The organism is Bacillus sp. RC240, from assembly GCF_044907945.1.
In the GTDB taxonomy this organism is placed as follows: Bacteria; Bacillota; Bacilli; order Bacillales; family Bacillaceae_G; genus Bacillus_A; species Bacillus_A mycoides.
Window position 1 is genome coordinate 1 of the sequence record NZ_JBIYCT010000007.1, and the last position, 20,711, is coordinate 20,711.

A 20,711-nucleotide genomic window follows, 5' to 3' on the forward strand; every position below is an offset into this window, starting at 1 on the left:
CCAGGATCAAACTCTCCAATAAAGTTAGTTTGTCTAGCATCTAAAAATAAAAATTGACGTTCACGTTGTTTGTTTCGTTCAGTTTTCAAAGAACTACTTCGCCGCTCAATTGCGACTTTCTCATGTTAACATCTTCGTTCCCCGATGTCAACTAAGTTTTTCAAAATTCTTTTTTGTCGTTCACTGCGTTTCTGCATCAGCGACGTTTATTAATATATCATGCAGTATATGTAGGGTCAATACTTTTTATAAAAAAATTTCACATCCCGTTAAAAGCTTAAAAAATCATATCTCCTTATCATTTTACTAAGTTTACACACGAGTGAAAATTCTAAATTTTATGTTATATTATTATTATAGGAGCGTGGTGAGAATGAGCATTAAATATTCGAACAAAATCAATAAAATTCGGACCTTCGCATTAAGTTTAGTATTTATCGGCCTCTTCATTGCATACTTAGGAGTCTTTTTCCGTGACAACATTATTATTATGACAACATTTATGATGGTTGGCTTTTTAGCTGTTATCGCTAGTACTGTCGTTTATTTTTGGATTGGTATGTTATCTACTAAGACTGTACAAATTATTTGTCCAAGCTGCGATAAGCCAACAAAAATGCTTGGTCGTGTCGACGCATGCATGCATTGCAACCAACCTTTAACACTGGATCCGAGTTTAGAAGGAAAAGAATTTAATGAGAAGTACAATAAAAAAAGCTATAAAGGATAACACGTACTTTCACTTTAGTATTTTTTCATCCCTATATAATAAAGAAAGAGGGTGACTTAATCGTCACCCTCTTTCTTTATTATATATTACGCCTTATGACACTCTGGACAAACGCCATAAATTTCTAAGCGATGACTATTAATAATGAATCCTGTCGTTTTCGCAGCTTCCTCTTCAAGCTGTTCCAAACCTCCATAAGGAAAATCAACAATCTTACCACATTTTTCGCAAATCACATGATAATGTTGACTTGTAACATAATCAAATCTACTTGAAGCGTCCCCATAAGTTAATTCCTTTACAAGTCCAACTTCTTTAAACACACGTAAGTTATTATAGACAGTTGCAACACTCATATTTGGAAACTTACCTTCTAATGCTTTATAAATGTCATCCGCTGTTGGGTGCGTCATAGATTCCACAAGGTACTCTAAAATAGCATGACGCTGTGGAGTAATGCGTACACCCGTATTTTTCAGCATTTCTAGCGCTTCTTTTAATTCTTCTTTGACCACCGTCATGCACCCCGATTCTATACGGATTATTATTTTATAATTCTTATAAAGAGTGTACTCCTTTTCTTATAAATCGTCAATATTTCTACTATAAGTATGTGGTTTATTTTTGTATATAGCCTTATTCTTATGTAACTTCCCGTATTTCCTATACATTTACATAGAAAAAAGTGCGACATAATCGCACTTGGAATACTATCATCTGAGGAGGTATGCCCTACACTTTCACTTTATGTATCGCAAGAAAATATGTATAGACGCATGCCTTACATATGTATTTTTTTCCACATTAATATAGATTTATTTTATATAAGAAAGAACGTCCTCAATATGTCCCTTCACTTTCACTTTACGCCATTCTTTTACAAGTTCACCATCTTTATTGATAAGGAATGTAGAACGCTCGATTCCCATGTACTCTTTTCCAAAGTTCTTTTTCAACTTCCAAACATCGTACAATTCTGCTACTTTATGATCTTCATCTACTAAAAGTACAAATGGAAGCTCATGCTTCTCGATGAATTTCATATGTCTGTTCACCGAATCAGGACTTACGCCAAGGATGACCGTGTCCTTCTCTTGGAATAATCCATATGCATCACGAAAATCACATGCTTCAGTTGTACACCCTGGAGTCATATCTTTGGGGTAAAAATATAAAACTACATTTTTACCTCGGAAGTCAGCTAAGCGAATTTGTTCTCCGGTACTTCCCTCTAATGTGAATTCCGGTGCTATTTCTCCTACTGTGATCATTGTTATCACTCCTTTTCTTTTCTATTACTATAACAAATGCTACCTTATTTTTCATTGTCCATTACAGTCCTTACCACAAAAGCAAACGGTAATGTATATCCAATTAATGCTTCTCCAATTGCAATCCATCTTCCGATTCCAATCGGAGCTATATCACCATATCCAACGGACAATAAAGTAACCGCGCTAAAATATAAACATATTTCAACGAGTTGAAAGGAATGAGCACTTAGCCTATCCCCATCTTCTTTTAAAACCGCAAAACCCATTTCCTCTAGCACAACATAACTTAATCCAAACGCAATCAGTACCGTTGTATAAATTAAAAACAACGTAGCTAAATTGTACAGCGAAAAGAAACGATTGGAATTTGAATATGAACTCCATAATAATTGGACACTTCTCAAAATAGCGATTGCCGCAATTAATAGAATAAATCCCCATAACATGTCCTCCACCTCATTTTATATGTATGAGGACTATAGCGGATTTATCCCTTAGAAACGAACAAGCTTCTATAATTAATTTCCCGCACCACGATATCGTTTAACCCCTTGATTCCAGAGGGTAATTGCAATAGTAAAACAGATAACACCAACAATTGGCGTTGCGAAAGCATAGCTATTCCACTCTGTTTTTCTTAAAAAGTATGCTGCTGGATATACCCCAACAAATGCAAACGGTAAAACAAACGTTAAAACAAAGCCAATAACACGGTTATAAATATCAACAGGGTAGCGTCCATAATTCCCTATGTTATACATAAGCGGCATAATGGAACTTTTCGCATCCGACCAAAAGCCAAGACTTGCAAGCGTAACAAATATCCCGCCGTACACAAGTGCCCCTCCCCCTACCATAAGTAGGAATAAGAAGAAATCATACCAGTAAAAAGATAATTGCAGCTCCATTGCTGCATAACCCATCACAATAATCCCCGTAATAGCTCCAATTAAAGATTCAAGTTCCATTCTTTCTAATATAATTTGAAACAAACTATGAATCGGTCTCGTTAATATACGATCCATTTCTCCTTTAATAATGTAACGATCATTAAAATCCCATATATTAAAGAAAGCTGAAAAAATGGCAAACGGTACTAAAAAGAAACCATAAATAAAGATTACTTCTTCTCGGCTCCACCCTTTTAGTGCTTGGGTGTGCCCAAACACAACGAGAATGAAGATTAAATTAACAGCTTGTAGTGATAAATCTGAAAGTAATCCGACGATAAAATCACCACGATACTCCAATTTTGTTTTTATATATTGACTTGCATATTGCAAAAATAATTTTATATATATCATCTCGTCATCCCCCTTGTACGATTAGACGTTTTCTCGCCGTTTTCCACATCAGTACAATTGGAATAATAAGTATAATTGCCCAAATCACTTGAAATAATAAAGCTTCATATAACTTACTTCCTTGTATACCTTCAGAGAAAATCATACTTGGAATATAACTAATTGCTTGAAACGGTAAAAACACCATTGCTTTTTGGGCCCATAACGGATAAAAACTAATCGGTAATAATAAACCAGAAAATAAATCGATAACAACACGTTTCGCATACATAATTCCACTATTATTAAATAAGAAGAATGTAAGCATTCCTGTCATTAAATTTATTTGTGTATTAATGATAAAACTAAATATTAAAGATAGGAAGAAATATAACCACGTTTGAAAATTCGTTGTAATTTGTAATGAAAATAATAACGTAACAATAACCATGCCCGGAATCGAAAAGAAAGCAAAACGAAATATCCCTTCTCCAAGCCCTTGCATAACTTTCATACCTAAATAGTTGTACGGACGAATTAGCTCTACCGCCACACGCCCTTCTTGAATTTCCATCGCAATTTCTCTATCTATATTATTGAAATAAAAAGCGCGTGCCATCCATGCGATCGCAATATACGTAGTCATTTGTGAAATAGATAAACTTTCAATATTCTCTTTCCCGCTATAAATTGCTTGCCATAAAAAATAATACGCACCAATGTTAATCGTATAAATTAAAATCCCGCTGTAATAATTTGTACGATAAGCAAGCATCATTAAAAAGCGAATCCGAATCATTTCAATATACTTACCCATGCATAATACCTTCTTCATAAATGTTACGAATAATTTCCTCTGTAGACACTTCGTTAATTTTCAAATCTTTAATTTGAAAGGCTTGTACTACTTTAGAAATCAACATAGAGATGATAACTTCTTCATTCGGTATTTTTGCAACCCATGCGTTTTCTTCTTTCGCTTTTAACCAAACAACATGACTATCTGGCATAACCATTGATAACTCCTGGTATGAAACCGGGGCAACAAACTGAAAATGTATTTCCTTCTCTACTCCCCACTGCGTACGAAGATCATCTAAAGATCCGTCATACATAATATTCCCTTCATCAAGCATGATGACACGTTCACATAAAGCTTCAATATCAGTAATATCATGTGTCGTTAATAAAATTGTTGTTTTATAACGTTCATTCATCTCTTTTAAGAATTCTCGTATTTTCAATTTCACAAGAACATCTAGTCCAATTGTTGGCTCATCTAAAAATAATAACGGCGGATTATGAATTAACGCCGCTGCCAATTCACAACGCATTCTTTGACCAAGAGATAATTTCCGTACCGGTTTATCTAACAAAGGACCAATATCTAACGTTTCAATAACATGTTCCATATGTTCCTTATACTGAGCGTCTGATACACCGTACACTTTCTTCAATAAACGAAATGATTCTTGTACAGCAATATCCCACCAAAGCTGGGAACGCTGACCAAACACAACGCCGATTGTTCTTACAAATTCTTCTCTCTGTTTGTGTGGATTCATTCCATTCACTGTAATTTGTCCTGATGTCGGAGTCAAAATCCCTGTAAGCATTTTAATCGTCGTTGATTTACCAGCACCATTCTCACCAATATAACCAACCATTTCACCTTGCTTTACAGTAAAAGAAACATCATTTACTGCTGGTACTATTTTATAATTACGATTTAATAAATCGCGAAATGCACCCTTTAATCCCGGACGACTTGAATAAGCTGTAAACTCTTTACGTAACCCTTGTACCTCAATTACCGATTTCATAATCGGACCCCCTTCCTAAATGTCACAACGAATAGTTTACCCAACTGCTCCTTCTATCACAAACAATACGTCTTTTCAAAAAACATGTTAGAATAATACATAGATTTTTGTAAGGAGATGAATTGTAGTGAATTTCACAAAATCAGAAGCGTTACATAAAGAAGCTTTAGAACATATCGTTGGTGGTGTTAATAGTCCTTCCCGTTCTTTTAAAGCAGTTGGAGGCGGTTCTCCTGTTGCAATGGAACGCGGAAAAGGTGCTTATTTCTGGGATGTAGATGGAAATAAATATATCGACTATTTAGCAGCGTATGGCCCTATTATTACTGGACATGCTCACCCACACGTAACAGAAGCAATTAAAACAGCGGCTGAAAACGGCGTACTATACGGTACTCCAACAGCACTAGAAGTAAAATTCGCAAAAATGTTAAAAGAAGCAATGCCCGCTTTAGATAAAGTTCGCTTCGTGAACTCTGGTACAGAATCCGTTATGACAACCATTCGTGTTGCTCGTGCTTACACTGGCCGCACAAAAATTATGAAATTCGCTGGTTGTTACCACGGTCATTCCGATTTAGTACTTGTAGCAGCTGGCTCTGGTCCTTCTACTCTTGGAATTCCTGATTCAGCTGGTGTGCCACAAAGTATCGCTCAAGAAGTTATTACTGTTCCATTTAATAATGTAGAAACTTTAAAAGAAGCGTTAGATAAATGGGGACACGAAGTAGCAGCTATCCTTGTAGAGCCAATCGTTGGAAACTTCGGTATTGTTGAGCCAAAACCTGGCTTCCTTGAAAAAGTTAATGAACTCGTTCACGAAGCTGGTGCACTAGTAATTTATGATGAAGTTATTACTGCTTTCCGCTTTATGTATGGCGGCGCTCAAGACTTACTTGGCGTAACCCCAGATTTAACAGCACTTGGTAAAGTTATCGGCGGTGGACTTCCAATTGGTGCTTACGGTGGTAAGAAAGAAATTATGGAACAAGTTGCACCGCTCGGCCCTGCATACCAAGCTGGTACAATGGCTGGGAACCCTGCTTCTATGGCATCAGGGATTGCCTGTCTAGAAGTACTTCAACAAGAAGGCGTATACGAGAAATTAGATGCACTTGGCGCAATGCTTGAAAAAGGAATTTTAGATCAAGCTAAAAAACATAACATCGATATTACAGTAAACCGTCTAAAGGGTGCATTAACTGTATACTTCACGACAAATACAATTGAAGATTACGATGCAGCCAAAAATACAGATGGTGAAATGTTCGGTAGATTCTTCAAGCTGATGCTTCAAGAAGGTATTAATTTAGCACCTTCTAAATATGAAGCATGGTTCTTAACGACAGAACATACAAAAGAAGATATTGAATATACAATTGAAGCTGTTGGCAGAGTATTTTCTACCCTAGCGAACAATAAATAATCTCTTCATTACAAAAGGAAAAAAGAAAGCCCATCTTTCTTTTTTCCTTTTTTCTATTTCATAAATCCCTCATTAATAGTATAATTATTCATAATTATCTGTTTTATATCCTTTTATATCTTTACTATCCATGTATATAAGGCAGTTCACGCCTTAAATAGTAAGATTATTCAAAATTCATTTTCCAGAGGGGGGATTGACGGATGCTCAATAAAAAAAATAAATGGACACCGTCTTTATTTCAGAATTATAAAAATGCAGAACATGATGCGTGTGGAATCGTTTCCGTTATGGAAAAACGAAGAATTCCTACAAAAGAAAACATCGATCTTTGTATACAATCTCTAGTCAAAATGAATCATAGAGCTGGTTTCATTAACGGCGAAGGAGATGGTATCGGAATTCATATCGACATGCCAAAAGCACTTTGGAATGAAAAACTGAAAAGTAGCGGATATAATCCAACGATTGTGGATCATCCCCACTTTATCGTTGGACATTTTTTTCTAAACAAAAAAGAAAACATTGCCGAGTTAAAAGATTACATTCGTACGCAACTAAACAATGAAAGCTTTACAATTGTTCTCGAAAATGATGATGTAATAAACTCAGATGCACTCGGTCCTCTTGGTAAACAAGAAGAACCTTTATTTTGGCAAATTGCCCTTATCGCCGAAAGTGAAGTTAAAAATATTGAACAAACATTATTTTCTGTAACAATAAAAATCGAAGAAAATGAAGCAATTCATGTTGCCTCATTAAGTCATGAACATGTTGTATATAAAGTTCTCGGTGCTGGCGATACACTCGTTGCTTATTACAATGATTTACAACACCCACTTATCGCTTCAACTATGACACTAGGACATAATCGCTATTCTACTAATACGTTATCTAATTTTTTTCGTGTACAACCATTTAGCATTCTCGGACATAATGGCGAAATTAACACGATCGCAAAATTACGCGATCAAGCTGAAATGATTAATGTACCACTTACTGCCGGGGGCAGTGATTCCCAAGATTTAAACCGCACCTTAGAAACCCTTCTCGTTCAGTATAACTACAGTTTATTTGAAGCAATGGATATATTATTTCCACCAATTATTAATGAAATAAAGCTTTACGAAACAAACTTACAAAACTTATACACTTATATACGTGAGGCTTGGGGGCATTTCGCACAAGGTCCAGCTGGTATTATTTCACGTTATAAAGATGAAGCTGTTTTCAGTGTCGATTCCCTTGGATTACGCCCAGTTTGGAAAGTAGAGACAGAGAGCTCCTATATTTTCTCTTCTGAACCTGGAGTTGTATCACCAACTGAATATGTAGCAGAGCCGAAACCACTCGCTCCTGGAGAAAAAGTTGGATTAAAATGGAATCAACAAGATGAGCTCGTTCTCTATGAATACGACAATTATCAAATTGAAGTATATAACCGTTTTAAGAAACGAATCGATGTTACCAATTATCATGTAAACTTATCTATCCCTGAAACGAAAGAAACTGAGGGATTATGTGATTCGGTTCAAGTTGAAACGAATCAATACGTCGCTTTCGGCTGGGATCGAGAACATATTCAGCTCCTTGAACAAATGGCGACAAAAGGCGTCGAACCAATTCGTTCACTTGGGCATGACTCACCACTTGCCGCACTTGATACAGATAGACGAAATATTGCTGATTTCATTAAGGAAAGTGTAGCCGTTGTTACAAATCCAGCAATCGATCGCGATCGAGAAGTTGAACACTTCTCCACACGTACTGTACTCGGAGAGCGTCCGGGTTTATTAGATAACTCTAAACAACCATTTGTAATCGAGATGCTTTCACCCATTATTTTAGAAGGGAATTTAGCTCAATCTATCGCGGCAGACTTACACACGATTACGTACGAACAACTTATACAGCTATTCATTACTCATAGCTCTGTCTCTACAATTTCTGTTACATTTAGTCCATCAGAAACTCTACAAATCGCATTAAATCGAATTAGTTCCGAAGCGATAGCAGCCGTTAAAAATGGTGCTTCCCTACTATTATTAGATGATGCTAAATCTCATCAAAATGAACTGTTATGGATTGACCCACATTTAGTTACTGCCAAAGTACATCAAGCATTAACTAAAAATAAATTACGCCGGAAATGCTCTCTCGTTATACGTTCCGGTGCCCTTCGCTCCTTACACGATATCGTCACGCTATACGGATTAGGGGCAGATGGTATTAATCCATATTTATTGTTCGCAACGGTAAATGATGAAACAAAAGTACCAATTACTAATTTGTATACCGCACTTAATAAAGGACTAGAGAAAGTAATTTCAACGATTGGAATTCATGAATTACGCGGTTACGGTCGCCTCTTCTCCTCTATTGGATTACATGAGGAAATCGCAAATATATTACAAATTACAAACTTCTGCGGTTCAAATAATTTAGCTTTTTCACTTGAATCACTTGCTGAAGATGCAAAAATTCGAGCTGAGGATTTTAACGATCCAAAAGTTAGAATGCGAAAATCATTTCATATATTCCCGCGGATTTGGAAAGCAATTGGTGATGTTGCAAAAGGAAACTCTTATGATGATTACCGCGACAAGTTAAGTGAATTAGAAGAAAACACTCCCATCGCAATCAGGCACCTTGTTCAAACAAAACAAGCACAGCATGTAGTTCCGACTGAAGAAGTGTCCATCGGCATTCACAATCATGATTTACCATTTATTATTAGTTCTATGTCATTTGGTTCTCAAAATGAAATTGCCTTTCGCGCGTATGCAGAAGCTGCCGATCAGCTAAATATGATTAGTTTGAACGGTGAAGGCGGCGAAATTAAAGATATGATTGGTAAGTACCCACATACACGCGGACAACAAGTTGCATCTGGCCGATTTGGAGTAAACGCTGAACTACTAAATTCATCAAATTTAATTGAAATTAAAATAGGTCAAGGAGCGAAGCCTGGTGAAGGTGGACATTTGCCTGGTTCAAAAGTGACTGCCAAAATTGCGGAAGCACGTAATGCTACAATTGGTTCGGATTTAATTTCACCTTCTAACAACCATGATATTTATTCAATTGAAGACTTGGCTCAAATGATTACAGAAATTAAAACGGCTAATCATCTTGCAAAAGTAGCTGTAAAAGTTCCTGTCGTTCCTAACATCGGAACAATTGCTGTCGGTATCGCAAAAGCTGGCGCTGACTTTATTAACATTAGTGGATTTGATGGCGGAACAGGTGCTGCGCGTATTCACGCATTGCAACATGTTGGTCTTCCTGTAGAGATTGGTGTTAAAGCTGCTCACAATGCGTTACTAGAAGCAAATATGAGACATAAAGTAGAGATTTGGGCAGATGGCGGTATTCGAAGTGTAAATGACGCCTTAAAAATCATGCTCCTCGGAGCAAACCGGATCGGATTTGGCACATTATCAATGATTGCAATCGGCTGTACAACTTGCCGTGGTTGTCATCTTGATACGTGCCACGTCGGAATTGCAACACAAATTGAATCTGAAGCTCAAGCGAAAGAACATGGACTGCGCCGTTTCGTTCCACGTGAATTAGAAAGCGCAGTTACAGGGCTATTAAGCCTATTCACTACTTTCGGTACAGAATTGAAACGTTTAACAGGGCAGCTCGGTTACACAAACTTACAAGATATTATCGGACAATCGGATTTATTAGAACAAACTCGAGGCAAGGACTTATTAGACTTACGTAATTTAATACAAACGATAGAAGATTCATCTGTGAAAATAACGGCATCTGTACAAGAAAAACAATTTGAAACAACAAATTCTCTCCAGTCAAAAGAATTAGTAAGCGTCGGCGTAGAGCAACGCGTAATGGGCGGTCTAGAATCCTGTTATCGTATTCGTAGCAAATTATATGAAAACACTCATCTTGAACCACTTACATTAAAGTATACAAACGGATCTGTTCCCGGAAACGGATTAGGCGCGTACAATAGCGAGAACTTATTTATACACGTAAATGGTGGCGCGCAAGATGGAATTGGAAAAACTTCATTTGGCGGTGGCATTTATATAACGAAAGCAAAAGGAACAGATGGAACATATTATAACGGTTCTGTCGGAAAAGGATTTGGATACGGTGCTCAAAAAGGTGCATTATACGTGCAAGGTAACGCCGATGCTCGTGCTGGCATTCGCCTTTCTGGAGCAGATATGATAATTGGAGGCAGAATTACAAAACCACTCCGCGAAAAAGAACAAGGAAATATCGGAGTATATTCTAATATAAAAGGATTTGCTTTTGAATATATGACAAATGGTCGCGCTCTTGTTTTAGGAGATCCTGGTCCATGGATTTGTGCCGGCATGACTGGTGGTGTTGTTTATTTACATCATGATCCAAACTTAGGTTTAACAGAACACGCTTTAAAAAGAAGAATTGCTAAAGGTGCAAATGTAACATTACAGCCAATTAGTAAAAATGGTTTGCAAGATGTGAATGAATTATTATTAGACTACATTCGTGTATTAAATGAGCACGAACAATATGAAGAAGTCGCTTTGTTAACACCATTATTAGATGATATCCAGCTTCACTTCTATGAAATTATCCCGAAAAAAGAACAGGCGGATCCATCTATTTCAACTGAATGACATGTACAATATTTATTTTCATAAAAAAATTGACGAAGCGAGCATCGCATAGTAATCTAGAATAACAATTTGAAACCTGCTGAAATTCAGCAGGTTTTTTTATTAAAGAATAGATGTTTAAAGTGAATTTGGAGAAATTATAAATTGATTGTAATTTATTTATTAAACTTTTTAACGTCACTAAAATATCACTTGCTAACATATTGTAATGAATGTATAGTATCATGTTGTACATTCATTATGACAAGAGAAAGGATATCAATAAGGGTATGAAACTTGGTGCTCGCATTTTAAAAACGGGTATTGCCATTACATTAGCTTTATTTGCTTGTATTTTACTTCAATTACCGAGTCCTGTATTTGCGGGAATCTCAGCTATCTTTGCTGTTCAACCGTCTGTATACCGCTCGTATTTAACTGCTCTTGAGCAAATTCAAGCAAACGTAATTGGTGCTGTATTCGCTATCGTATTTGCTACTGCTTTTGGACATAATCCTTTTATTATTGGATTAACGTGTATATTAGTAATTGCTCTTACTTTACAATTACGCTTAGAAAAAACAATATCACTCGCTTTAGTAACAGTTATCGCCATTATGGAGTATCAAGGCGAAGATTTCTTTAATTTTGCCTTACTTCGATTCGCGACGATTATGATTGGAATTATTGCGGCTTCGCTTGTAAATTTAGTATTTATGCCGCCAAAATATGAAACAAAACTTTACCATCGCATCGTTGATAATACAGAGGAAATTGTTAAATGGATTCGTATGAACAGTAGGCAAGCTTCTGATTTTACAACGCTAAAAACCGATATTGATCGCATGAAAGAAAAAATGATTAAACTAAATCATTACTATTTGCTGTATAAAGAAGAAAGAAGCTATACGAAAAAAATACAATTCGCGAAAATTCGTAAGCTCGTTTTATTCAGACAAATGTTAGCGACAACAAGCCGCGCTTTAAGCACGTTAAAATCATTACATCGCACCGAAAATGAACTGCGCTATATGCCAGAAGAGTTTCAGGAATCTATTCAAAACGAACTTGATTCATTAACGCATTATCACGAACAAGTGTTATTAAAATTTATTGGTAAAGCAAAGAAACAACAATCCGTTGAGATGCTTGATGAAGTTGAAACCGGTAAACAAGAATTGATTGATATCTTTATGGATTATCAAAATAAAGACGATGAGGAAGCATATAAAATATGGTTACACCTCTTCCCTCTTATTTCTTCAATTATTAACTACAGTGAGGAAGTAGAGCATTTAGATTTACTTGTGGATAGCTTCTACACATACCATAAACCAGAAAGCGAACTCCAAATCGAAGATAAAAAAGAAGACGAATAAAAAAACAGCTCCTTTTTACGCTAAAGGAGCTGTTTCTGTTATATGCTGAAGTTGATATAGATTGTAATAAAACCCCCTCTTTTTCATTAACTCTTCATGAGAACCCTTTTCTTTTATTTCACCATCTTCAACATAAATAATTGTATCAACATGCGTAATCGTCGCTAATCGATGTGCAATAATAATTGTTGTCCGATCTGCAGCTAACGTTTGCAGTGCCTCTTGAATATATCGTTCATTTTCTAAATCTAAAGCGGAAGTTGCTTCATCTAATATAAGTAAAGACGGATTCTTTAGAAAAACCCGTGCGATTGCTACACGCTGTCTTTGTCCACCAGATAATTTCACACCACGTTCCCCAACGACAGTATCATAGCCCTCTGGCAACTCTGTAATAAAATTATGAATTTGTGCAGCTTTGGCAGCTGAAATCACTTCCGCCTCTGTAGCTTTCGGATTGCCATATAAAATATTAGCCCCGATTGTATCGCTAAATAATAAATTATCTTGTAGCACAATTCCAATATGACTACGTAAATTTCTCATATTATACTTTCTTACATCTATCCCGTCTATATAAACTGCACCTTCAGAAACATCGTAAAAACGCGGAATTAAACTAGCAAGAGATGACTTTCCTCCTCCACTTGCCCCTACAAGCGCAACCTTCTCTCCCGGGCGCATAGTTAATGACAGATTATGCAATATTTCTTTTTCATCCGCATTATAACGAAAAGAAACATTATCAAATATAACTTCCCCATCTAGCCTTTTCGCTTGCACCGCATTTGGCACATTAACAATATCGTATTTTTCATCCAACAATTCAAACACTCGATCCATCGAAGCGAAAGACTGTGTTAATGTTGTAGATGAATTAACAAGGCGACGAAGCGGACTATATAAACTATCCATATATCCAACAAAAGCAACCATCGTACCCAGTGTTAACGACCCTTGAATTACCTCATATGCCGCAAAACCAATAACAAGTAACGGCCCTAAATCCGTTAACGTATTCACTACCGAAAACGTTCTCGCCGTCCAACTCGTATGAGTTAGTGCTTTCGTTAAAAATTCATTGTTTCTCTTTTCAAACTGTCCTCTTTCATACTCTTCTAATGCAAAACTACGTGTCACTTGCATCCCTTGAATACGTTCATGTAAATACCCTTGCATAGTTGCTAACGCTTGCGAGCGCTCTTTCGTCAATTTTCGAAGGCGCCCGAAAAAATATTTCACTGCAACTACATAAATAGGTAAGATTAATAAAGCAACAAAGGTTAATTTTATATTCATAGAAAACATAACGATAATGGCAATAACAATTGTTGCAGTATCTAACCAGACATTCATAAGACCAGTAATTACAAAGTCCTTCGTTTGTTCTACATCATGGATTACACGTGAAATAAGCTCCCCTGTTTTTGTGTTCGAATAATAACGTAAGCTCAATTTTTGCAAGTGCCCAAAAATGTATTTTCGTAAATCGTATAGTATTGTATTGGCAATGCGCTGCGCGAAATATTGACGATAATATTCTATCGGCGGTCTTACTACTGCAAAAATAAAAAAAGCAATCCCAATTGCGGTTATTAATTGAGACGTTTTTTCTTGAAGCGATCCCGTGCCTTGAATAACATCATCAATAATATACTTTAATAACCATGGCATAATAAGCGGGATACCGAACTTCACAAGACCAATAATAATTGTAATAGCAATAAGCCATCGATATGGTTTAACAAATTGTAAATATCTTTTTATACCTTGCACATAATCCCCCCTCTAATAGGACAAACCTGCCGGGAAATTCCCTGCAGGTTTGTTTTAATTTCTGTACATTAAATATCTTTCGTACCACATATCTACGAAATCCGGTGCGAATGGACCTTTTCTTTGATGAATCCACTGTGTTAAATGTGCTACATTTCGTTTTAAAATTGTATCAATAACAGGTGGATACTGCATGATTTGACTATGCTTTTCATACTCATCTTCATCCAAAAGTGTATATGTCATATCTGGATACACTTTAATGTCTAAGTCGTAATCAATATACTTTAATGCTTCAGAGTCATATGCAAAAGGAGAACTTAAATTACAATAATAATATACTCCTTCTTCTCTCAGCATTCCAATTACATTAAACCAATAATTAGCATGGAAGTAACAAATCGCAGGTTCGCGAGTAACCCATGTTCGACCATCTGATTCCGTAACTACTGTACGATCATTTGCTCCGATCACAAGGCTCTGCGTCCCTTTTAAAATTGTTGTCTCTTCCCACATTCTATGAATGGAGCCATTATGTTTATAACTATGTATTTGTACCTTTTCTCCTTCTTTGGGAAATCCCATATATGCTCCCTTCTTTCAACCGCAAATGCTTTTCTTAAGTTGTCTTAACTACCCCTTGAACTGCATTCACTTTTTTTCTATTATAACTTTTTTGTCAAAATTTTAAAACTAAAGCGATAGGACACTTGTTTTCATGAGGAATATAATGAAGTTTGTATTATTGAATACTACATCACTAACCCTTTTAACGAAGGAACATTTCCTATGAATTAGCAATACGTATTTTAGAAGATTAAACGAAGATATAACAAAAAGAAAAGCCCCCTCACCTCTGTTTAAGAAAGGACTTTTCACCTAAAATCAACAACATATCTCACCCTTAATTTGAAATTATTTTTTCGGTTTCAAAAGATTGAATCACATTATTCGTTTGCTGTTCAAATTTTTCATGCAAAAGTTTTAATGCTATTTCTGTTCTATATATTTCTTGACGGATAAAATGCAATTCTTTTTTATCGCACGTATCCCTTCCACTCATTTCAATTTGCTGATACTTCTCTAAATGTGATTGTAACTTTAAAAGCTCATCCATCGTTTCCAACTGCTCTCCTACCAACTTATCAAAATCGTTCATCACTTACCCCCTTTTTGATTCATTCGCCAGTTATAATTCCTATTACATATTTTCTAATCGTGAACTTCTTTCTCCTTTGACTATATTTGTTGACTTATTAGAAGTTATGTCGTTCCCTTTATTTTCATTACAGTGACACGCACACAAAGAAAACACTTCTCTCGAATTGGAGAAGTGTTTTTCTTTCATTACTCGTTTGAACTAGAAGATTGTGATTGTTTTGCAGCTGATTGTGCATTTTGTTTTTTCACTGCATGCACATCTGTTTCAGTTGCAAACTCTGTACCATAACTAGCATTTGCACTTTGAGCAGCAGAAGCTTGTGCTTTCTGTGCCTCTGATTGTGCGTTCGCTTGTTTTACTGCTTGTACATTCGTTTCAGTTGCAAACTCTGTACCATAGCTAGCATTTGTACTTTGAATGCTAGCACCAGAAGTTGCCTTATTATAACCTTGTTGTTTTTTACTCATCTTTCTCACCTCCACAATCAATAATGTAACCAATTCACTTAGAAGTTATCCCTAATTTTCTTTTTAAAAATTCACGTATATATCTCTTATCACTCATTCAAACTACATATGATGGAGGTGGGAATATGTATACTGGACGTGATATGACTGAGCTAACTATGATTTCCAAAAATGAATGGAAAGAGGATGAATTAGCTTATTTTCATCATTCATTTCAGCAAATTATGCCTTATCTAAATGTAGAGGGACAAACGATTTATAAAGAAGTTGTGAAAGAAATCGAGTCACGGGGCGGATTATAAACGCGTGGATTTTCAACCTCAAAATACAAATTTATTTTCAATATAAAAAAACGTGTTCCAAAGTTCTGGAACACGTTTTTATTATTTATCCCGCTATTCGCCGGGCAGTAAGACCCCACCTCAAAATGCAGCGAAAGCAAAGAAGTTAGGTTGGGGCCTTGCTGCCCATAAAAGCCCGATTGGTGAGGGCTAATAATCAGTGGGGGATGAAGAAACCCCCCACTGATTAAAGTTTCACTTTACTGCATTGTAATTTTCTCAACACACTTTTCGTAAATTGTACGATGTGATTTCGAGAAAGGTAACTGTTCAAACGCTTCTTTCGATACAAACTTTAATGTATCCGTTTCGACAATATTACCTGTTACTTTTCCGTAAAATATGAAGATATCCCAAGTACGATGTGTAAAAGTATGTTGTACATTCATCGCGTATTCATCAATAGAAACAGAGAGATCAAAGCTCTCCTTCATATAATCCGTAAGCTGTTGTTTTTGATTACGAATACCTTCACTTAGTTCAATATTCGGGAACTCCCACATATTAGCCAGTAATCCCGTACTTGGGCGTTTATTAATTACGTAACGGCCATCTTCAGTTTGAAGTACTCCCGCAACGAGCGGTACCATTGTAGGTGCTTTCGCTTTACTCTTCACTGGTAGTTCTTTTTGAACACCTTCAGCATACCCTCTGCAATGTTCACGTACAGGACAAAGTAAACAAGATGGATTTTTCGGTATACAAATTAATGCCCCTAATTCCATCAAACCTTGGTTAAAATAAGATGGATTTTCTATAGAAATAATTTCACGCACAATCTCTTCAAAAACTTTTCTCGTTTTCGGTTTTGCAATATCATCCCACACTGATAAAATACGAGATAATACGCGCATAACATTTCCATCAACCGCTGGCTCTGGTATGCCATATGCAATACTTAAAATGGCACCTTTTGTATATGGTCCCACTCCTTTTAATTTTTCAATTTTCTTTACATCGCTCGGTACTGTCCCGCCGTATACTTCTTTTACCTCTTTTACTGCAGCATGTAAATTTCGTGCTCTAGAATAATAACCTAAGCCTTCCCATGCTTTTAATACTTCTTCATCATCGGCAGTTGCTAGCGCTTCAAGCGTAGGAAACTTCCCCATAAAATTTGCGTAATATGGTTTTACAGCCTCTACCCTTGTTTGCTGTAACATAATTTCTGAAACCCAAACACGGTATGGATCTTTATTTTTTCGCCACGGTAAATCACGTTGTTCTTTTTCAAACCAACCAATTAAATCATTTTGAAACTGTTCTATGTTAAACTCATTTAATATTTCAAGTGTCAAACTTGATCCCCCTCATTTTTTTGCATATACGTACTATTATAAAGATTTTAGGAAAAAATTTAAGTAAGATGACATAGGAAATAGAAGGCAAAGGACTTGAGGTATCGAATAAAAAGAGTTACATTAATAAAAAACGGAGGTGGATTTCTATGGACACAGCCACTCACCTTGTTATGGGCGTTACTCTAGGCAGTTTGGCAACATTAGATCCAGCTATAGCACAAAGTGATATTGGGCCACAAGCAGTGATGCTTGCAACAATTGCCGGTTCCAATATTCCTGACATCGATACAGTTTTAAAATTGCGTAATAACGCTAAATATATAAGAAATCATCGCGGGATTACTCATTCCATCCCTGCAGTGATCCTTTGGTCACTCCTTATAAGTGGCATCTCTTTCGCCTTCTTTTCAGACGCTCCCTATCTGCATCTACTACTTTGGTCATTTATTGCCGTCTTTCTTCATGTCTTTGTGGATATTTTCAATGCCTATGGTACACAGGCATTAAGGCCCTTCACAAAAAAATGGGTAGCGCTCGGCATAATTAATACGTTTGATACTGTCATTTTCTTTATCCATATACTTGCTATCGCCTGTATGCTTGTCGGAGCACATAAAGGCTATACTGCTTTAGCAGCGTATATATTAATGTTTGTTTACTATATCGGCCGCATTATGATGCATCGAAATATTAAAAGTGTAGTATACAAACGTTTCAAAAATGTAGAGAAAGTAATTATTTCTCCTTCTTACAAATTTTATCATTATCATTTAGCCGTCGTTACAACTGAACATTACTACGTAGCAAGATGGCACCGCGGTAACATCCTTGTATACGATAAATTTAATCGCGTACCGTTCCCGAATACCGCCATTATGCAAGCCGCTGTGCGAGATGAAAATATATCTGCTTTCTTATCTTTCTCGCCTGTATATCGCTGGGATATTTTCGATTATGATAACTATTATGAAGTTCGATTTATTGATTTGCGGTATCGAAGTAAAGATTATTATCCATTCGTCGCAATCGTTCAGCTCGATCAAAATTTAAATATTATTAGTTCATATACAGGATGGATTTTCAGCGAAGAGAAACTTCGAAAGAAACTGGAATTGCTTCCACATTAAAAAAAGCGACCTACGTCGCTTTTTTTAATGTTTCAAATGATCTTCTTGATTGATTAAATGGCTATACTTCGGATTATTTGTACGCATTTCATGAAGGCGCCCTCCATGATTATTAACCCATGTTCGTACCACTTGTTCAGTCATTTCCTCACCTTGGTAACGACCTGATTTAGCATAAGTTGTTCGGAAGTCTTCCCACAGTAATTCAACCCATGCACGAGCTTGTGCGTAAGAAAGGTTGTCATTTTTATCTAATAATTCTTTCGTTAATGTTTCATAAATATCATTCATGTTCTATTCTCCTTTTACCTATTTATTCCCTTAATTTCTAAAGGATAGTTTCTTCTATTTTGCACATTCTATAAGTGATACTTCTTAAAGAGGTATCAACTGATAATGAGGGGGCGTTCTTAATGGGTAGACAAGCCGAATTTTGGTCTGAGTCAAAAAACAACAGCAAAATCGACAGTCAACCGAAAGCGAAATCACGCTTCGCTTCGAAACGACCTAACGGCACAATTAACACGCACCCACAAGAGCGTATGCGTGCTGCAAATCAGCAGGAAGAGTAGTACAAATTAAATTCCTACACGAGGTGATAAAGATGAGCTACCGTGACCATTTAGATCGTCGTTCTGAATTATTTAACCATACGTGGACTCGTCCAAAACATGCGAAGGCGCAAGTTAACGGACAGACGCAACAAACCCAGTCTCTCATTATACTGGCAAACGAATGTAAAAAACGCCAATTTTAGAATCTCCTATCTCCTTTAACGCCTACCAAAGATGAAAACCAGAGAGATTCGCTCTCTGGTTTTTATTTTTCTTGTAGCAAGGAAATTGGTATTCCAATCTCTTCATTATCATGTTGCTTATATCCCCAAGCAAATACCCCATTGAAATACGTAATTTTAAATACCACACCAGGTTCTTCTACTAATTCATATGTCTCACCAATATGGAATTTATTTATATCTATCATATAAGCACGAGCCATAGCCATTTTTCTCATTAATACATCGAATTCATTTACAATTCCAAGTTGCTCAGCCTTTACTGCTTGCTCCTTCAAAACCCCAATTTCTTCCCTTAGCTCATGTGGTGTCATTTCACTATAGCGTTTTGGCGTACCCATCTTATTTCCTCATCCCTCTTCACGTTTCATTTGTAAAAATATATCTATCTCATCAATAGAGAATCCTTTTCGATATAACGCTTGCTTCACCTTATTTTCGAATGTCCAACCATCATACTTCTTATATTTCTCATAATATTTATTCCCATGATAGTGTAACGCTTCTTCTTGCTGTTCGTCATCTTTTTCGTCTTTCAATTCTTCCAAGCAAATTTGAATCACATCTCTAGAATATCCTTTACGAACAAGCATTTCATCTAACTTTAGCTTCATTTGTAAAAATGAATGCTTTTGATAAGATTTTTTCTTCTTTTCTATAAGAAACAAAGCATTCTCCATTTGCTTCTCCTTTGGATACTCTTGTAAACTATGTGTAATGATTAAATCCTGAACACCTTTACTTAATAGCCCTCTCCTAATAACAGTTGGACCTTTTTGATTCACATTACTTTGCGTTCGCACGTATGAAATAGCGTACTCTTTATCATTAATATATCGATCATGTAATAATTTCGAAACGACTTCAGAGATGATGGCCTGTCCCACTTCTTTTTTTCGTAAGAAATCTTCTATTTCTTGTTTTGTTCTCATTTGATAGGATAAATAGGAAATCGCTTGTAAATATGCTTTTTGTACCTCTTCATTGTACAAAATATTCCCTAACGCTACTTCATCAATTTCTAAGCCTTTTTGTAACCCATGTTTCATTAAGATTGATTGATTCACACTAAACCCGTACTCTTCGCCTTGACCTTTATCAATATAAATATTAAATCGTTCTTTCGATCGTTTTTGCACTTCTATTTTTGTAATGACAGTCATACTCTCACCTCTCTATTATTTTAACATAGTCAAGGAACGTTTTT

At 36.1% G+C, this 20,711-nt stretch carries 22 protein-coding genes; 8 read left to right on the forward strand and 14 right to left on the reverse strand.

Annotated features, from left to right (window positions below; genetic code table 11):
* Nucleotides 1-373 precede the first annotated feature (373 nt).
* The gene (locus tag ABH955_RS20700) at nucleotides 374-730 is read left to right on the forward strand and encodes a YgzB family protein (RefSeq protein WP_002063699.1); all 357 of its coding nucleotides are present in this window, start codon (nucleotides 374-376) and stop codon (nucleotides 728-730) included.
* Between the two features lie 86 nt (nucleotides 731-816).
* Here ABH955_RS20700 and perR read toward each other — a convergent pair whose 3' ends face one another.
* The 6 genes from perR to ABH955_RS20730 all read right to left on the reverse strand — a co-directional run bounded on the left by perR (nucleotide 817) and on the right by ABH955_RS20730 (nucleotide 5,110).
* Nucleotides 817-1,245, reverse strand: a complete 429-nt coding sequence (gene perR / locus ABH955_RS20705) for a peroxide-responsive transcriptional repressor PerR (protein ID WP_165762387.1) — start codon at nucleotides 1,243-1,245, stop codon at nucleotides 817-819.
* 300 nt (nucleotides 1,246-1,545) lie between these two features.
* Entirely contained in the window at nucleotides 1,546-2,001 is a 456-nt protein-coding gene (gene bcp / locus ABH955_RS20710) for a thioredoxin-dependent thiol peroxidase (RefSeq protein ID WP_002010353.1), read from the reverse strand.
* 44 nt (nucleotides 2,002-2,045) lie between these two features.
* On the reverse strand, nucleotides 2,046-2,450 hold the full coding sequence (locus ABH955_RS20715; protein ID WP_002091112.1) for a potassium channel family protein: 405 nt from the start codon (nucleotides 2,448-2,450) through the stop codon (nucleotides 2,046-2,048).
* Between the two features lie 72 nt (nucleotides 2,451-2,522).
* Entirely contained in the window at nucleotides 2,523-3,308 is a 786-nt protein-coding gene (locus ABH955_RS20720) for an ABC transporter permease (RefSeq protein ID WP_002091114.1), read from the reverse strand.
* Nucleotides 3,309-3,312: 4 nt separating this feature from the next.
* Nucleotides 3,313-4,104 (reverse strand): ABC transporter permease, encoded by a 792-nt coding sequence (locus tag ABH955_RS20725; RefSeq protein WP_000521522.1) that lies wholly within the window; start codon nucleotides 4,102-4,104, stop codon nucleotides 3,313-3,315.
* Entirely contained in the window at nucleotides 4,097-5,110 is a 1,014-nt protein-coding gene (locus ABH955_RS20730) for an ABC transporter ATP-binding protein (protein WP_404449254.1), read from the reverse strand. Before ABH955_RS20730 ends, ABH955_RS20725 begins: the two co-directional genes overlap by 8 nt.
* Nucleotides 5,111-5,237: 127 nt before the next feature.
* On the opposite strand from ABH955_RS20730, the gene hemL reads away from it, so the two are divergent.
* From hemL to ABH955_RS20745, 3 genes are all read left to right on the forward strand, one after another.
* Nucleotides 5,238-6,536: a glutamate-1-semialdehyde-2,1-aminomutase gene (hemL, locus tag ABH955_RS20735; RefSeq protein WP_404491616.1), complete on the forward strand. Its 1,299-nt coding sequence runs from the start codon at nucleotides 5,238-5,240 to the stop codon at nucleotides 6,534-6,536.
* A 203-nt stretch (nucleotides 6,537-6,739) separates the two neighbouring features.
* Nucleotides 6,740-11,176 (forward strand): glutamate synthase-related protein, encoded by a 4,437-nt coding sequence (locus ABH955_RS20740; protein ID WP_404491618.1) that lies wholly within the window; start codon nucleotides 6,740-6,742, stop codon nucleotides 11,174-11,176.
* A gap of 269 nt (nucleotides 11,177-11,445) precedes the next feature.
* Nucleotides 11,446-12,534, forward strand: coding sequence for an aromatic acid exporter family protein (locus ABH955_RS20745; RefSeq protein WP_002063696.1), 1,089 nt, complete (start codon nucleotides 11,446-11,448; stop codon nucleotides 12,532-12,534).
* A gap of 15 nt (nucleotides 12,535-12,549) precedes the next feature.
* Here ABH955_RS20745 and ABH955_RS20750 read toward each other — a convergent pair whose 3' ends face one another.
* The 4 genes from ABH955_RS20750 to ABH955_RS20765 form a co-directional block, all read right to left on the reverse strand.
* Entirely contained in the window at nucleotides 12,550-14,310 is a 1,761-nt protein-coding gene (locus tag ABH955_RS20750; protein WP_002169212.1) for an ABC transporter ATP-binding protein, read from the reverse strand.
* A 54-nt stretch (nucleotides 14,311-14,364) separates the two neighbouring features.
* Entirely contained in the window at nucleotides 14,365-14,895 is a 531-nt protein-coding gene (ntdP, locus tag ABH955_RS20755) for a nucleoside tri-diphosphate phosphatase (protein WP_000506630.1), read from the reverse strand.
* 319 nt (nucleotides 14,896-15,214) lie between these two features.
* Complete coding sequence (locus tag ABH955_RS20760; protein WP_002010338.1) at nucleotides 15,215-15,469, reverse strand: YgaB family protein; 255 nt, start codon at nucleotides 15,467-15,469, stop codon at nucleotides 15,215-15,217.
* A 188-nt stretch (nucleotides 15,470-15,657) separates the two neighbouring features.
* Nucleotides 15,658-15,939, reverse strand: a complete 282-nt coding sequence (locus tag ABH955_RS20765; RefSeq protein ID WP_002125062.1) for a gamma-type small acid-soluble spore protein — start codon at nucleotides 15,937-15,939, stop codon at nucleotides 15,658-15,660.
* 125 nt (nucleotides 15,940-16,064) lie between these two features.
* Here ABH955_RS20765 and ABH955_RS20770 point away from each other — a divergent pair, with 125 nt between their 5' ends.
* A complete protein-coding gene (locus ABH955_RS20770; RefSeq protein ID WP_002091123.1) occupies nucleotides 16,065-16,241 on the forward strand; it encodes a hypothetical protein in 177 nt (58 codons plus the stop codon).
* Between the two features lie 239 nt (nucleotides 16,242-16,480).
* Here ABH955_RS20770 and mutY read toward each other — a convergent pair whose 3' ends face one another.
* A complete protein-coding gene (gene mutY, locus ABH955_RS20775) occupies nucleotides 16,481-17,578 on the reverse strand; it encodes an A/G-specific adenine glycosylase (RefSeq protein ID WP_002091125.1) in 1,098 nt (365 codons plus the stop codon).
* A gap of 149 nt (nucleotides 17,579-17,727) precedes the next feature.
* Between mutY and ABH955_RS20780 the strand changes: the two genes are divergently transcribed.
* Nucleotides 17,728-18,708 carry a metal-dependent hydrolase gene (locus tag ABH955_RS20780; RefSeq protein WP_002125060.1) on the forward strand — a complete coding sequence of 327 codons (981 nt, stop codon included), beginning with the start codon at nucleotides 17,728-17,730 and terminating at the stop codon, nucleotides 18,706-18,708.
* Nucleotides 18,709-18,732: 24 nt separating this feature from the next.
* Here ABH955_RS20780 and ABH955_RS20785 read toward each other — a convergent pair whose 3' ends face one another.
* Complete coding sequence (locus ABH955_RS20785; protein WP_002010328.1) at nucleotides 18,733-18,999, reverse strand: YfhJ family protein; 267 nt, start codon at nucleotides 18,997-18,999, stop codon at nucleotides 18,733-18,735.
* A gap of 122 nt (nucleotides 19,000-19,121) precedes the next feature.
* Here ABH955_RS20785 and ABH955_RS20790 point away from each other — a divergent pair, with 122 nt between their 5' ends.
* Together ABH955_RS20790 and ABH955_RS20795 are read left to right on the forward strand one after the other, a co-directional pair.
* The gene (locus ABH955_RS20790; RefSeq protein WP_002125059.1) at nucleotides 19,122-19,280 is read left to right on the forward strand and encodes a small, acid-soluble spore protein K; all 159 of its coding nucleotides are present in this window, start codon (nucleotides 19,122-19,124) and stop codon (nucleotides 19,278-19,280) included.
* Nucleotides 19,281-19,312: 32 nt separating this feature from the next.
* Nucleotides 19,313-19,465: a YpzG family protein gene (locus tag ABH955_RS20795; protein ID WP_002010325.1), complete on the forward strand. Its 153-nt coding sequence runs from the start codon at nucleotides 19,313-19,315 to the stop codon at nucleotides 19,463-19,465.
* 62 nt (nucleotides 19,466-19,527) lie between these two features.
* On the opposite strand, the gene ABH955_RS20800 is transcribed toward ABH955_RS20795, so the two are convergent.
* Both ABH955_RS20800 and recX read right to left on the reverse strand, forming a co-directional pair.
* Nucleotides 19,528-19,845: a YfhH family protein gene (locus ABH955_RS20800; RefSeq protein WP_002010323.1), complete on the reverse strand. Its 318-nt coding sequence runs from the start codon at nucleotides 19,843-19,845 to the stop codon at nucleotides 19,528-19,530.
* A 9-nt stretch (nucleotides 19,846-19,854) separates the two neighbouring features.
* Nucleotides 19,855-20,667, reverse strand: coding sequence for a recombination regulator RecX (gene recX / locus ABH955_RS20805; RefSeq protein ID WP_002125056.1), 813 nt, complete (start codon nucleotides 20,665-20,667; stop codon nucleotides 19,855-19,857).
* Nucleotides 20,668-20,711: the final 44 nt, after the last annotated feature.

Bases quoted from the DNA above. Each gene is read 5' to 3' on its own strand.
- ABH955_RS20790 (WP_002125059.1), top strand. From the start codon at position 19,122: ATGGGTAGACAAGCCGAATTTTGGTCTGAGTCAAAAAACAACAGCAAA.
- ABH955_RS20730 (WP_404449254.1), bottom strand. From the start codon at position 5,110: ATGAAATCGGTAATTGAGGTACAAGGGTTACGTAAAGAGTTTACAGCT.
- ABH955_RS20745 (WP_002063696.1), top strand. From the start codon at position 11,446: ATGAAACTTGGTGCTCGCATTTTAAAAACGGGTATTGCCATTACATTA.
- recX (WP_002125056.1), bottom strand. From the start codon at position 20,667: ATGACTGTCATTACAAAAATAGAAGTGCAAAAACGATCGAAAGAACGA.
- ABH955_RS20715 (WP_002091112.1), bottom strand. From the start codon at position 2,450: ATGTTATGGGGATTTATTCTATTAATTGCGGCAATCGCTATTTTGAGA.
- ABH955_RS20795 (WP_002010325.1), top strand. From the start codon at position 19,313: ATGAGCTACCGTGACCATTTAGATCGTCGTTCTGAATTATTTAACCAT.
- ABH955_RS20725 (WP_000521522.1), bottom strand. From the start codon at position 4,104: ATGGGTAAGTATATTGAAATGATTCGGATTCGCTTTTTAATGATGCTT.
- ABH955_RS20765 (WP_002125062.1), bottom strand. From the start codon at position 15,939: ATGAGTAAAAAACAACAAGGTTATAATAAGGCAACTTCTGGTGCTAGC.
- ABH955_RS20785 (WP_002010328.1), bottom strand. From the start codon at position 18,999: ATGAATGATATTTATGAAACATTAACGAAAGAATTATTAGATAAAAAT.
- ABH955_RS20780 (WP_002125060.1), top strand. From the start codon at position 17,728: ATGGACACAGCCACTCACCTTGTTATGGGCGTTACTCTAGGCAGTTTG.
- ABH955_RS20800 (WP_002010323.1), bottom strand. From the start codon at position 19,845: ATGGGTACGCCAAAACGCTATAGTGAAATGACACCACATGAGCTAAGG.
- ABH955_RS20720 (WP_002091114.1), bottom strand. From the start codon at position 3,308: ATGATATATATAAAATTATTTTTGCAATATGCAAGTCAATATATAAAA.
- ABH955_RS20700 (WP_002063699.1), top strand. From the start codon at position 374: ATGAGCATTAAATATTCGAACAAAATCAATAAAATTCGGACCTTCGCA.
- bcp (WP_002010353.1), bottom strand. From the start codon at position 2,001: ATGATCACAGTAGGAGAAATAGCACCGGAATTCACATTAGAGGGAAGT.
- ABH955_RS20770 (WP_002091123.1), top strand. From the start codon at position 16,065: ATGTATACTGGACGTGATATGACTGAGCTAACTATGATTTCCAAAAAT.
- ntdP (WP_000506630.1), bottom strand. From the start codon at position 14,895: ATGGGATTTCCCAAAGAAGGAGAAAAGGTACAAATACATAGTTATAAA.
- ABH955_RS20760 (WP_002010338.1), bottom strand. From the start codon at position 15,469: ATGAACGATTTTGATAAGTTGGTAGGAGAGCAGTTGGAAACGATGGAT.
- ABH955_RS20740 (WP_404491618.1), top strand. From the start codon at position 6,740: ATGCTCAATAAAAAAAATAAATGGACACCGTCTTTATTTCAGAATTAT.